General features: G+C 68.2%; 10 protein-coding genes and 1 pseudogene. All 11 read left to right on the top strand.

Features of this window, described 5'->3' with window-relative positions; translation table 11 throughout:
* Positions 1–431: response regulator transcription factor (locus Q7T84_RS02675; RefSeq protein ID WP_304806120.1), on the top strand; the 431-nt coding region annotated here is incomplete at its 5' end.
* Between the two features lie 2 nt (positions 432–433).
* Positions 434–1816, top strand: a complete 1383-nt coding sequence (locus Q7T84_RS02670; RefSeq protein WP_304806122.1) for a sensor histidine kinase — start codon at positions 434–436, stop codon at positions 1814–1816.
* A gap of 90 nt (positions 1817–1906) precedes the next feature.
* On the top strand, positions 1907–3289 hold the full coding sequence (locus tag Q7T84_RS02665; RefSeq protein WP_304806119.1) for a hypothetical protein: 1383 nt from the start codon (positions 1907–1909) through the stop codon (positions 3287–3289).
* 62 nt (positions 3290–3351) lie between these two features.
* Entirely contained in the window at positions 3352–4437 is a 1086-nt protein-coding gene (gene ccmI, locus Q7T84_RS02660) for a c-type cytochrome biogenesis protein CcmI (RefSeq protein ID WP_304806118.1), read from the top strand.
* On the top strand, positions 4434–4931 hold the full coding sequence (gene ccmE, locus Q7T84_RS02655) for a cytochrome c maturation protein CcmE (RefSeq protein ID WP_304806116.1): 498 nt from the start codon (positions 4434–4436) through the stop codon (positions 4929–4931). The genes ccmI and ccmE overlap by 4 nt, the downstream gene beginning before the upstream one ends.
* Positions 4928–6901 carry a heme lyase CcmF/NrfE family subunit gene (locus tag Q7T84_RS02650; protein ID WP_304806115.1) on the top strand — a complete coding sequence of 658 codons (1974 nt, stop codon included), beginning with the start codon at positions 4928–4930 and terminating at the stop codon, positions 6899–6901. Before ccmE ends, Q7T84_RS02650 begins: the two co-directional genes overlap by 4 nt.
* On the top strand, positions 6898–7335 hold the full coding sequence (locus tag Q7T84_RS02645; RefSeq protein WP_304806114.1) for a cytochrome c-type biogenesis protein: 438 nt from the start codon (positions 6898–6900) through the stop codon (positions 7333–7335). The genes Q7T84_RS02650 and Q7T84_RS02645 overlap by 4 nt, the downstream gene beginning before the upstream one ends.
* A gap of 160 nt (positions 7336–7495) precedes the next feature.
* Positions 7496–9091, top strand: a complete 1596-nt coding sequence (locus Q7T84_RS02640; RefSeq protein ID WP_304806113.1) for a Do family serine endopeptidase — start codon at positions 7496–7498, stop codon at positions 9089–9091.
* A gap of 31 nt (positions 9092–9122) precedes the next feature.
* A complete protein-coding gene (locus tag Q7T84_RS02635; protein ID WP_304806112.1) occupies positions 9123–9794 on the top strand; it encodes a response regulator transcription factor in 672 nt (223 codons plus the stop codon).
* A 14-nt stretch (positions 9795–9808) separates the two neighbouring features.
* Positions 9809–11212, top strand: a complete 1404-nt coding sequence (locus tag Q7T84_RS02630) for a HAMP domain-containing sensor histidine kinase (protein ID WP_304806111.1) — start codon at positions 9809–9811, stop codon at positions 11210–11212.
* A 42-nt stretch (positions 11213–11254) separates the two neighbouring features.
* A pseudogene (locus tag Q7T84_RS02625) lies at positions 11255–12688 on the top strand (glutamine-synthetase adenylyltransferase); the annotation flags it as partial.

Below are 12688 nucleotides of genomic sequence, written 5' to 3'. Positions count from 1 at the left end.
TCGCCGGCTTCGACGCCGGGGCTGACGACTATCTGACCAAGCCCTTCCACACCGAGGAGCTGTTGGCCCGCCTGCGCGCCCTGCTGCGGCGCTCGGCCGGCCATGCCGCGCCCAGCCTGTCAATCGGGGGGCTGCGCCTGGATCCGCGCGCCGCCCGCGCCAGCGTCAATGGCGAGCCGCTGCGCCTGACCTCGCTGGAATACCGCCTGCTGCACTATCTGATGATGCACCAGGGCCGGGTGATCAGCCGCACCGAACTGGTCGAGCATCTCTACGATCAGGACTTCGATCGCGACTCCAACACCATCGAGGTGTTTATCGGGCGCGTGCGCAAGAAGATTGGCGCTGACCGGATCGAGACGGTTCGTGGCCTGGGCTACCGCCTGACCGCGCCGGCCGATGAGTTGGGAAGCGAGGCGGCCAAGCCGTGAACATGGAGGCCCTGCGCCAGCCCTCGCTCGTTCGGCGGCTGGTGATCCTGGCCGCCGGTTGGAGCCTGGCTGTGCTGCTGGTCTCGGCGATCGTCCTGGCCACGTTGTTCCAGCAGGCGGCGATCCGGCGGTTCGACCAGGGCCTTTCCGAACTCATCGACAACCTGACCGCCGGGACGACCATCGCCGACAAGGGCGAGGTGGTGGCGCCGGCGCTCACGGATCTACGCGCGCTGCGGGCCTTTTCCGGCAAGTACTGGCAGGTCGCCGAACCCACCAAGGACGGCAAGCTGCGCGTCCTGGTCCGCTCGCGTTCGCTGTGGGACAGCGAACTGAAGGCGCCGGTCGATATCGTCGCGCGCCTGGACGCGGGGCCGGGGCGTCCGGTCTCCTATGACACGCGCGGACCGCTGGATGAGCCGCTGCGCGCCATGGCCACCCAGGCCAAGCTGCCTAATCGCGCCGCGCCCGTGATCTTCATGGCCGCCGAGGATCGCAGTCCGGTGGACCATGACGTGCGGGGGTTCGTGACCGCCACGGCCGTCGCCTTCCTGCTGCTGGGCGTGGGGATGATCGCCGCCGTGGTGATCCAGGTCCGCGTCGGCCTGAACCCGCTCTTCGCCCTGCGCCGGGAGGTCGCCGCGGTTCGGCGAGGCAAGGCCGAGCGTGTGGTCAGGACCTATCCCACCGAACTCTCGCCTCTTGCCGAGGAGTTGAACGCCCTGATGGCGCACAACCAGGAAGTCGTGGAACGGCAACGCACGCACGTCGGCAACTTGGCCCATGCGCTGAAGACGCCGCTCTCTGTCATGCTGACCGAAGCGCGACAGACTGGCGGGCCGCTGGCCGACATCGTTGAAAGTCAGGCCGAGGCGATGCGCCGGCAGGTCGACCACCACCTGCGTAGAGCCAGGGCCGCGGCTCGGACCCAGGGGTCTGGGGAGCGTACCTCGGTGGCCGATGTGCTGGACGAGTTGTCGCGGACCCTGGAGCGAATCTTCCAGGACAAGGGCGTGGAGATCGACTGGGACGCGGAGGATGATCTCTATTTCCTGGGCGAACGTCAGGACCTGCTCGAGCTGGCCGGAAACGCCATGGAGAACGCCGGCAAGTGGTGCGCAGGCCGGGTCCGGGTGCGCGCGACCCCGGTCACCGCCGAGCGGCTGACCATCACCATCGAGGATGACGGCCCCGGGCTGACCGAGGCCGAGCGCGAGGAAGTCGTCCAGCGTGGGGCGCGGCTGGACGAGAACGCGCCGGGTTCGGGCCTTGGGCTCTCTATCGTCGATGAACTCGCTCGCGCCTACGGCGGCTCGCTCCGCCTGGGTGAGGCGCGTCTGGGCGGGCTTTTGGTCGAATTGGACCTTCCTCGCGCGGAGGCCTGATTTTCCAGGTCTTTTTGGAAAGCCTTAACCGGTCGCCGGCAAGGTCATGGCGGCGTGGAGGTCCATCCGCGCCTGGAGCCTCCCCGCTGTATGGCCGGCCTGCCTGACGCCAAGATCGACATTGTCCGCACCCTGGTTCGGGAAGCGCCTGACAAGGTGGTTGATGGGTTGCGCAATGCGCTGGCGCTGGCGGATGGAGACACCGCACTGGCCGGCGTCCGGCGCGTGGTGGACGCCGAGGTCGACGACCGAAATTTGCGCAACAAGGTCCTGGAGCCCATCGCGCCGTTGTTCGTTAGCGTTGGCGCAACGCCGGACGCTCTCGTCTTCCCGGCGCGCGCGCTGAGCCTGCTCTGGAGAGGCCTCAAGAGCGAGGCGTCGGGCGACGTCGCCAAGGCCGCTAACTTCCTGCTGGACTACCGACCCGGTGAAAGTTCGACCGAGCCGTTCGACGCCTTGGTCGTTAAGCTGGCCGAGGGGCTGCAGATGGGCGAACAGGCCGATCATCTGGCCGCTCTCGAAATGATCGAGCAGGCTCGGCCGGGGGGCGCGGAGATCTTGCTCTCCTGCCTGTCCATGGCGCCCGTCGTTCGGCGCGCCACCCTGCGTCTGCCGGAATGGATCCGCCGCACGACTCAGGAGGGAGCGGCGACCGCCCGCTTGGCCTATCGCGACGCCTGCCGGTTCGGCGGCGACGCCGGTCCGCGCTTCTTCGAAATGTTAGGCGCCCAGCTGGCTGAGCCCTGGACCGTCCTACGGGTCGTGTCGGCGGTGATGGACCGGCCCGCGGAAGACTATCTCGCCGGCTCGGAACTCTCGATCTTCGCAACCCGGCTGATGGCCCAGATCGACGCCAATCTGAAGGCGGTGGCCGGGTTCGACCTGAATGGGGGTGTCGCCTCCGGAATGGCCGCCGCCGCCGTGGTCGAGACCCTGACCTTGCAGATCACCGAGTTGGAGAACGCCATCGACCTGCGCCGGGATGGCGGCTGGGGCGAGCGCGTCTACAAGCAGAAGCAGTCGTTGGCCGGTGTGGTCGAGGGACGGTTGCGGGAATTGGCCAGGCTCCAGAACACCGCCTTGCCTAGCCACAAGGTGCGGGTCGCTCGCACACTGGTCTCCGAGCCCTTGCTGATGAACGAGCCGGACGCCAAGCAGGTCGCTCGCTGCCGCAGCCTGCTGGCCTTCGCCGAGGGGGTCCGGGCCAGCGCCAACTATGGCGGCTTCTCCTCGACGCGATCCAAGGTTTTGGCGAAGGCCGGTGAGACCCTCGATCAATATGTCGAGGATGTCCTGGCGTTGTTGCGCGACCATGAGGTCGCCGATCGCGAGGTCGCTGGCCGCTACCTGGAGATCGCGGCGGAATTCGCCGGGCCGATCCATGAACCACGCGCGGGCGAAATCGTGCGCCGGCGGGCGGCGAGCGCATTGAGCTTTGTCAAATCCGAGCGGCCTATTTCCGAAGAGTTCTGATTTAAGCCGCTGCGCCGATCGGCCCTGTAGAACTGCCTCTCCGTTTCGGCTAAACGCGCGCCATGATCGCATTCTGGGTGGTCGCGGGCGTGCTGTCGGCCGCCTGCGCCGGTGTCATCCTGTCCAGTTCCGCCCGGGCCGCGAAGCGCGCCGGGGCCGCGGACCCGACGACGGCGCTCTATCGCCGTCAGCTCCGTGAAATCGACGACTTGGCCGATCGCGGTCTCATTCCTGAAACCGAACGCACGACCACCCATGCCGAGGCCGCACGCCGTCTGCTCGCCGCGGCCGAGGCCCAGGGGCCGGCGTGGTCGGCCGACACCGCTGTGCGCAAGCCAATCCTGGTGGTCGCCGCCTTAACGCCACTGCTGGCGCTCGCCGCCTATGTCGGCGTCGGAGCGCCGGGCCTGCTCGATCAACCCTTCAAGAGCCGCATTGCGACGTGGCGGGACGCCGATCCGGCCTCACTCGCCCCGCCGGAGATGGCGGTGGTGCTGCAGACCTTGATCAAGGAACGCGGCGGGGACGTCGAGGCCTATGGCTATCTGGCCCAGGCCGAGATGGCGTCTGAGAATCCGGCCGGCGCGGCGCGCGCCCTGCGCCGGGCCATCGAGCTTGAACCCAAGCGCGCGGATCTCTGGGAGGGCTTGGGCGAGGTGCTGATGATCGAGGCCGAAGGCGAAATCACGCCACAGGTCGAACGCGCCTTCCAGGAGGCGCTGAGGCTCGATCCGACCTCGGTCAACGCCCGCTTCCACCTCGGTCGTGCGCGCATCGCCGCCGGGGATCAGAAAGAAGGCCTGGCGGCCTGGCGCGCGCTGGCGGCCGACCTGCCGGCGGCCGATCCGCGTCGCGCGGCCGTGCAATCAGCGATCGCCCAGGCGCAGGGCCAGCCCGCGCCGGCCGCCGGTCCGGCGCTCGGCGGCCAACTGGGCGCGGTCCAGGGAATGGTCGCCAGCCTCGCGGCGCGGCTTGAGGAAGATCCGGACGACCCTGAAGGCTGGGTGCGGCTGGTGCGCTCCTATGCGGTGCTCGGCGACCAGGCCAACCGCGACGCGGCCCTGGCTAAGGCGCGAACGAAATATGCGGCCAATCCCGATGTCCTGAAGGCGTTGGACCTGGCGGCGAAGACGGAACCGATGCGATGAGCGGCTGGCTGCCCAAGTCTCCCAAGGCGCGGCGACGCCTGACCCTGGTCGCGGCCATCGCCCCGGTCCTGGCGCTGGCGGTCGGCCTGACGTTGTGGGGGCTCTCGGACTCGATCTCCTACTTCTACACCCCGGCCCAGGCCGCCGAGGCCAAGCCGCCGGTCGGTCGTTCGATCCAGCTCGGCGGGCTCGTCGAGGGCGGCAGCGTGGTCAAGCATTCCGACGGCCGGGTCGAGTTCACGGTGGCCGATCAGCTCGCCACCACGCGAATTCACTTCTCGGGCGATCTTCCCGACCTGTTCCGCGAAGGGCAGGGCATTGTGGCCACCGGCGCCTTCCGCGCGGACGGCGACTTTGAGGCCAAGCAGGTCTTGGCCAAGCACGATGAGCGTTACATGCCGCGCGAGATCACCAAGGCCCTGAAGGAACAAGGCGAATGGCGCGGCGAAGGCGCGCCGCCGCCCAGCTATCAGAGCGGCGCCACCTCGCAATGATCGTCGAAATCGGGTCGTTTTCGCTGGCGCTGGCCCTGGCGCTGTCTCTCGCTCAGGCCGTGCTCGCCGGCGTGGCGCGCATGCGTCGCTCCGTGGTGCTGGCCGGCGCCGGGCAGGGCGCGGCGCTCGGCGCGTTCGCCTGCCTGGTCGTGGCCTTCGCCGCGCTCATGTACGCCTTCGTGACGTCGGACTTCTCGGTCTCGAACGTCGCCGCCAACTCCCATACCGCCAAGCCGCTGCTCTATCGCGTCGCCGGAACCTGGGGCAGCCACGAGGGCTCGATGCTGCTCTGGTGCCTGGCCCTGACCGGTTGCGGCGCGGCCGTGGCGGCGGTCGGCCGTGACCTGCCGGCCGGGCTGAAGACCCTGACGATCAGCGTCCAGGGTGTCCTCGGCATCGTATTCCTGGCCTATACGGTCTTTGCTTCGAACCCGTTCGTGCGGTTGCTCCAGCCACCGGTCGAGGGGCGCTCGCTGAACCCGCTGTTGCAGGACCCGGCGCTCGCCTTCCACCCGCCCATGCTCTACCTCGGCTATGTCGGTATGTCGGTGGTGTTTTCCTTCGCCGTCGCGGCCCTGATCGAGGGTCGGGTCGACGCCGCCTGGGCCCGCTGGGTCCGGCCCTGGACGCTCGGCGCCTGGAGCGCGCTCACTGTTGGGATCACGCTCGGCGCCTTCTGGGCCTATTACGAACTGGGCTGGGGCGGCTGGTGGTTCTGGGACCCGGTCGAGAACGCCAGTTTCATGCCCTGGTTGATCGCCACGGCCCTGCTGCACTCGGCCATCGTCACCGAGAAGCGCGGCGCGCTGTCGGGCTGGACGGTGTTCCTGGCGCTCGCGGCCTTCACCTTCTCCATGCTCGGCGCTTTCCTGGTGCGCTCAGGGGTGCTGACCTCGGTGCACGCCTTCGCCGTCGATCCGACTCGGGGCGTCTTGTTGCTGGCGATCCTGGGCATTACGGCCGGCTCGGCGTTCGCGCTGTTCGCGTGGCGCGCGCCGCTTCTGAAGCAGGGCGGGGTGTTCGCACCCATCAGCCGCGAGAGCGCCCTGGTCCTGAACAACATTCTGCTGGCCGCGGCGACCGCCACGGTGCTGCTCGGCACGCTCTATCCGTTGATGCGCGAGGCGGCGACCGGCGAGGCGATCTCGGTCGGCCCGCCCTTCTTCAACCTCACCTTCACGCCGCTGATGGCGGCCCTGGCCATCCTGCTGCCGGCCGGTCCTCTCCTGGCCTGGAAGCGTGGCGATCTTCGCGGCGTCATGCAGCGGCTGTGGGTGGCCGCGGTGATCGCGGTCGCCTGCGGTCTGGCGGCGTTCGCCTTCATCAGCCCGCGCAAGGCGTTCGCCTCGGTCGGCGTGGCGATGGGCGCCTGGCTGGTGATCGGTTCGCTGGTCGAGATCGCCGAGCGCACCCGCGCCTTCCGGACCTCGGCCGGCGAGAGCTGGCGGCGGCTGGTCGGCCTGCCGCGCGGCGCCTGGGGCATGACGCTCGCCCACCTGGGCCTGGGCGTCTTCGTGCTAGGCGCCTGTTTTGAAACCGGCTGGAAGCAGGAAGCAGCCGAGGCCTTGGCGGTCGGCGGTCGCCTGAACCTCGGCGAATATCATCTGGTTCTGGACGAGGTGCGCGGCGTAGAAGGACCCAACTATGACGCCGAGCGGGGCAAGCTGCGCGCCTTCAAGGGTGACCGCCAGATCTGCGCGCCCATGCCCGAGCGGCGCCTGTACCCGACCGGCGGCCAGACGACCTCGGAGGTCGCCATCTGCACGCTGGGGGTCAACCATCTCTATGTGGTGTTGGGCGAGCGGCGGCCGGCGGAAGGCGCGCCGGTTTGGCTGGTGCGGGCCTATTGGAACCCCTGGGCGCTGCTGATCTTCATCGGTCCTGGCATCATGGCGCTTGGCGGGGTGATCTCGCTCAGCGACCGCCGCCTGCGCCTGGCGGTCGGCCGCAAAGCGGAGACCGCGGCGTGAAGCGCGCCCTGGCCATACTGGGCGCGGTACTCTGCTTGGCCGCGGCGTCCGATCCGGCCGACCGGCTGCCCGATCCGGCCCAGGAAGCCCGCGCGCGCGAACTGTTCCGCGAGGTCCGATGCCTGGTCTGCCAGAACGAGTCCATCGACGATTCCAACGCTGAGCTGGCCGGTGATCTACGCCGGCTGGTGCGCGACGAGATCAAGGCGGGCAAGACCGACAATCAGGTCCGGGACCACCTGACCGACCGCTACGGCGAGTTCGTTCTATTGAAGCCGGCTTTCTCGTGGGGCAACGCGGCCCTATGGGGAGCGCCGTTCTTGGTGGTGATTCTGGGGCTGCTGCTGCTGTTTCGTAGTTTCCGGAACCGTTCAGCGGACGAGGAACTAAGCCCTGACGAAGCTAAACGGCTGGATGGCCTGTCAGACGATTGATAGGCGTGACAAGATTGCGCCAAAGAATGAACGCTATGAAGAGCCGAGCGTGACCTAAACGTAACTTGAGACACATTGCGCTCTCAGGCATCGAACCTAGGTTGTCGGGGACGTGCCCGTGTTATGTGACGACGGGCGCCCACAGGGAAATTGAAGGCTAATGACCTCGAAGAAGACCGGTTATCTCCTCGGCGCCCTGGCGGGTGTCGGCGTCGCCACCGCGGCTCTCGCTGGCGCCAATATGGCCGACAACCCATTGGCTGATTCCAAGGTGCAGCGCGGGCTGCTGATGAAGACCTCGACGGCGCCGATCTTCGCGCCGCCGCCTGGCGCCCCGCTGTCCTTCGCCGACATCTTCGAGAAGGTCTCGCCGGCGGTCGTCTCGATCAATGTGACCTCCGACGTCGACGCCGCGGCCCTGCGCCGAATCCCCGGCTTCGAAGGCTTCCCGTTCGCCGTGCCCGGTCAGCCGGGCGATGAAGAAGGCGAAGAAGCCCAGCCGACCCCGCCGGGGCAACCTCCGGCCAAGGGGCGTGGCGGTCAGCCGCGTCTGCCCAGCCAGCAATCCTCGGGCTCGGGCTTCTTCATCTCGGGCGACGGTTACATCGTGACCAACAACCACGTCGTGGAGAACGCCAAGGAGATCAAGGTCGTGCTCAAGGATGAGCGCGAACTGGACGCCGTGGTCGTCGGCCGCGACGAAGGCACCGACCTGGCCGTGCTCAAGGTCAAGGGCTCGGGCTTCCCGTTCGTGAACTTCGAGAATTCGGCCAAGCCGCGGGTCGGCGACTGGGTCATCACCGTCGGCAACCCGTTCGGTCTGGGCGGCACCGCCACCGCTGGCATCATCTCGGCCTACGGCCGTGACATCGGCGAGACTTTCGTCGACTTCATCCAGATCGACGCTCCCATCAACCGGGGTAACTCGGGCGGCCCGACCTTCGACGTCTATGGCCGGGTGATCGGGGTCAACACCGCGATCTTCTCGCCGTCGGGCGGCTCGGTCGGCATCGGCTTCGCCATCCCGGCCGACATCGCCGACTCGATCACCAAGCAGCTGATCTCGGGCGGCAAGATCACGCGCGGCTACATCGGCGCTTCGATCCAGAACTTCACCGCTGAAATGGCCGAGGCCCAGGGCCTGGGCGATCAACGCGGCGCCATCGTCGCCAATGTGACGCCGGGCGGTCCGTCGGATCGCGCTGGCCTGCAGTCCGGCGACATCATCATTTCGGTGAACGGCGCGAAGGTGAAGACGTCTTCGGAACTGACCCGCGAGGTCGCAAAGGCCACGGCTGGCGACGTTCTGCGTCTCGACCTCATCCGCGCCGGCAAGCGCAAGATCGTGGAGATCCGGTCCGGCGTGCGCCCGACTGAGCGTGAGCTCGCCGCCAACGACAACGCCCAGGGCGGAAGCAAGGGTGGCGGGGCCACGGGACCTGGCGCCGAAGTTCAGCGCCCGGCGGTTCTGGGTCTGGCGCTCGCACCGCTCGACGAGGCTTCGCGCCGCCGGCTGAACCTGGACGCCGCAATTCGCGGCGTGTTGATCGCCAGCGTCGATCAGACGTCGGACGCCGCCCAACGCGGTCTGCGCAAGGACGACATCATCGTCCAGGCCAGCGGCGAACCGGTGACGACGGCGGCGGAGTTCTCCGCGGCGGTCACGGCGGCCAAGAAGGCTGGACGTCCCAGCATCCTGGTCGGCATCCATCGTGGCGGTCGCACGTCCTTCCTGCCGCTGAAGATTTCCGGCTAATCTGACGCAATCCTGGGGGCGGTGAGTCGCGATGCGTATTCTGATTGTCGAGGATGATCTCGAGGCTGCGGAAGTCATGGACCGCGGCCTCACCGAGGCAGGTCATGAATGCGTTCGCGCGCCCGACGGGGAAGACGGCCTCGCCGCCGCCCGAGGCGGCGAGTTCGACGTCATGATCGTCGACCGCATGATGCCGCGGATGGACGGGATCACCATGATCCAGACCATCCGCCGCGAGGGCGACCAGACCCCGGTTCTGTTCCTGTCGGCCCTGGGCGAAATCACCGACCGGGTCGATGGCCTGAAGGCTGGCGGCGACGACTATCTGGTCAAGCCTTACGCCTTCGCCGAACTGATCGCCCGTGTCGAGGCGCTGTCCCGCCGCCGCGAGACCGGCTCGGTGCAGACCATGCTACGGGTCGGCGAACTGGAAATGGACCTGATCGGCCGCGCCGTGCATCGCCAGGGCAAGGAGATCGACCTCCAGCCGCGCGAGTTCCAACTGCTCGAATTCATGATGCGTCATGCGGGCCAGTCGGTGACCCGGACGATGCTGCTGGAGAAGGTGTGGGAGTATCATTTCGATCCCCAGACCAACGTCATCGACGTCCATATTTCGCGCCTGCGCGCCAAGATCGACAAGGGCTTCGATAAGCCGATGCTGCAGACGGTGCGCGGCGCGGGCTATCGTTTAGAGCCGTAAACCCGGCGCACGCCATGCGCCTGCCCAGGCTTTTCAGAACCACGCCGTTCCGGCTGACCCTGCTGTTCCTGGCGTTGTTCGCCGCGGCGGCTAGCGCTTTTCTGGCCTATATCTACCTGGCGACCGCCGGCGAGGCGACGCGCCGGACCGATCAGAACATCACGCGCGAAATGCGCTCGCTGGTCGCGGCCTATGACCGGGCCGGGGTCGACGCCGTGAACCAGTCGCTGATCGAGCGGGCGTCCAGCGAGCGGCCGTTCCTCTATCTGCTGATGAAGCCGGATGGGACACGGATTTCCGGGTCGATCGCCGAGTCGCCTCTGGAGGATGTCAACGGTGCGCCGTCGCGGGCCAGCTTCTCGGTCACCGACTATGACGCGCAGGGCCGGCTGGTGAAGCATCCGGCTCGCGGCTTCCAGGAGCGGCTGAGCGGCGGCGAGATCCTGTTCGTCGGCGCCGATGTCAGCGAAGACCAGGCCTATGTCGTCAAGATCGTCCGCGCCCTTTGGGGCGCCGGCGCCCTGGTGATCGTGCTGGGCCTAGCCGGCGGCCTGCTGGTCAGCCGCAACGTCTCGCGCAGCATGGGCGCCCTGAACGACGTGGTCACCGCTGTGCGCAATGGCGACTTTGGCGCCCGGGCCCAGGTGCGCGGAACCCGCGATGAGTTCGACGAGCTTTCCGAGGGCATCAACGAGATGCTGGACCGGCTGGAGCGTTCGATGGCCGGCCATCGCCATGCCGGCGACGCTATCGCCCATGACTTGCGCTCGCCCCTGACCCGCCTGCGCGCGCGCCTGGAGACCGCCTATCTCGACGTCGAAGCCGGCAAGGGCAACGCCGAGGAGGCGCTGGCCCAGGCGTTGGAGGACACCGACGGGGTACTGAAGACGTTCGGGGCGGTGCTCTCGATCGCCCGTCTGCAGGCCGCCGGCCAGGCGCCCGACCAGGTGGTGTTCGATCCCGCCGAACTGGCCGCTGACCTCGTCGAGCTCTACGAGCCGACCTGTGAGGACAAGGGGCTCGAGTTCGACGCCGAGTTGACCAAGAACCTCCAGGTCCGCGGCAATCGTGAGTTCCTGGCCCAGGCCCTGGCCAACCTGCTCGACAACGCCGTGAAATACACCCCGGCGGGCGGGGCTATCATGCTGCGGGTGCGCCGCCGCTCGTCCGGCGAGGTCGAGTACTCGATCACCGACACCGGGCCGGGCGTGCCCGACGAGGATCGCGCGCGGGTGGTCGAGCGCTTTGTTCGCCTAGAGAATAGCCGCAGCGAGCCGGGCTCTGGCCTTGGTCTGTCGCTGGTCGCCGCCGTCGCCGAGGCGCATGGCGGGCGGCTGGAACTGTCGGAGGGCCCCGGCAAGGTCGGCGAGATGGGGCCTGGCCTGCGCGTCGCCCTGATCCTGCCTCGGGCAGCTTAGGATAGTGAAATCTCCACGGTCGCCGAGCTACAGTGTTCGACGATGACTCAACTCCTCGACGTTTTGAAACCCTGCGGCCCAGTGGCCGACCCCAAGGCCGCTGACCGAGCGCGTAACGTCCTGGTCGAGGCCGCGACACGTGACGGGTGGCTTGAGCTGCTGGACGCCGGATGGCCGGCCCTGGCGCCGGTGTTCGGCGCGTCGCCCTATCTGACCAGCCTGGCACGCCGTGATCCGGCCCGGCTGCGCGACTTGTTGCAGAGTGATCCGGACGCGCGCTTCGAGGACCTGTTGGTCCGCACGACCGCCTTGGCCACGGCCGGTTGGGACGCCGCCAAGCCCGGCCTGCGCAAGCTCAAGGCCGAGGCTCATCTGTTGATCGCGCTGGCCGATTTGGGCGGGGTCTGGGACCTGGACGCCGTGACCGGCGCCCTGACCCGCTTCGCCGACGCCGCGCTCTACGCGGCCTTGAGCGTCGCGGCCCAGGCCGAACTGGAGGCAGGCCGTCTCACCCGGATCGGCACGGGCGAGGAGGGGCCCGTGCCCGGCTGGTTCTGCATCGCCATGGGCAAGCACGGCGCCTATGAGCTGAACTATTCCAGCGATATCGATATTTCGGTCTTCTACGAGCCTGACGCGCTGCCCCTGGCCGAGGGCGTCGAGACCCAGGGTTTCGCGGTGCGGCTGACTCATCGGCTGGCCGAATTGATGCAGGACAAGACCGGGGACGGTTACGTGTTCCGTGTCGACCTGCGCCTGCGTCCGGACCCGTCCTCGACCCCGCCGGCGATCCCGGCCGCCGCGGCCTTCGACTACTACGAAAGCGTCGGTCAGAACTGGGAGCGGGCAGCCTTCATCAAGGCTCGCGCGGCGGCCGGGGATGTCGGGCGGGGCCGGGCGTTCCTGGCCGAACTGGCTCCGTTCATCTGGCGCAAGAACCTCGACTTCGCCGCCATCGCCGATATCCACTCGATCAAGCGCCAGATCCACGTCCATAAGGTCGACGACCGGCTGACGGCCAAGGGCGCCGACTTGAAGCTGGGTCGGGGCGGCATCCGCGAGATCGAGTTCTACGTCCAGACCCAGCAGCTGATCCTGGGCGGGCGGCATCCGGACCTGCGCTCGTTCCGGACCCTCGACAGCCTGGCGGCGCTGCGGGCGGCCGGCCACGTGGACCGGGCGGCGGCGGCGGCGCTGACCGACGCCTATCGCGACCTGAGGGCGCTGGAGCATCGGGTCCAGATGCTGGCGGACGACCAGACCCACCGCCTTCCCGAGTCCGACGCCGACCGCAAGCGCGTGGCCGCGCTGTGGGGGATGGACAACCTGCGCGGCTTCGACGCCGCCGTCAGCCGGATCCTGAAGGGCGTCAACGCCATCTATGGCGACCTGTTCAAGGGCGAGGAGGAGCTGTCCTCACGCTTCGGCAGCCTGATCTTCACCGGGGTCGAGGACGACCCGGCGACCCTGGCGACG

The organism is Phenylobacterium sp. (assembly GCF_030654915.1).
Classification (GTDB): Bacteria; Pseudomonadota; Alphaproteobacteria; order Caulobacterales; family Caulobacteraceae; genus Phenylobacterium.
The sequence above is the reverse complement of the archived record's forward strand: the minus strand, read 5'-3'. Positions and strand labels throughout refer to the sequence as shown.

Bases quoted from the DNA above. Each gene is read 5' to 3' on its own strand.
- Q7T84_RS02670 (WP_304806122.1), top strand. From the start codon at position 434: ATGGAGGCCCTGCGCCAGCCCTCGCTCGTTCGGCGGCTGGTGATCCTG.
- Q7T84_RS02665 (WP_304806119.1), top strand. From the start codon at position 1,907: ATGGCCGGCCTGCCTGACGCCAAGATCGACATTGTCCGCACCCTGGTT.
- ccmI (WP_304806118.1), top strand. From the start codon at position 3,352: ATGATCGCATTCTGGGTGGTCGCGGGCGTGCTGTCGGCCGCCTGCGCC.
- ccmE (WP_304806116.1), top strand. From the start codon at position 4,434: ATGAGCGGCTGGCTGCCCAAGTCTCCCAAGGCGCGGCGACGCCTGACC.
- Q7T84_RS02650 (WP_304806115.1), top strand. From the start codon at position 4,928: ATGATCGTCGAAATCGGGTCGTTTTCGCTGGCGCTGGCCCTGGCGCTG.
- Q7T84_RS02640 (WP_304806113.1), top strand. From the start codon at position 7,496: ATGACCTCGAAGAAGACCGGTTATCTCCTCGGCGCCCTGGCGGGTGTC.
- Q7T84_RS02635 (WP_304806112.1), top strand. From the start codon at position 9,123: ATGCGTATTCTGATTGTCGAGGATGATCTCGAGGCTGCGGAAGTCATG.
- Q7T84_RS02630 (WP_304806111.1), top strand. From the start codon at position 9,809: ATGCGCCTGCCCAGGCTTTTCAGAACCACGCCGTTCCGGCTGACCCTG.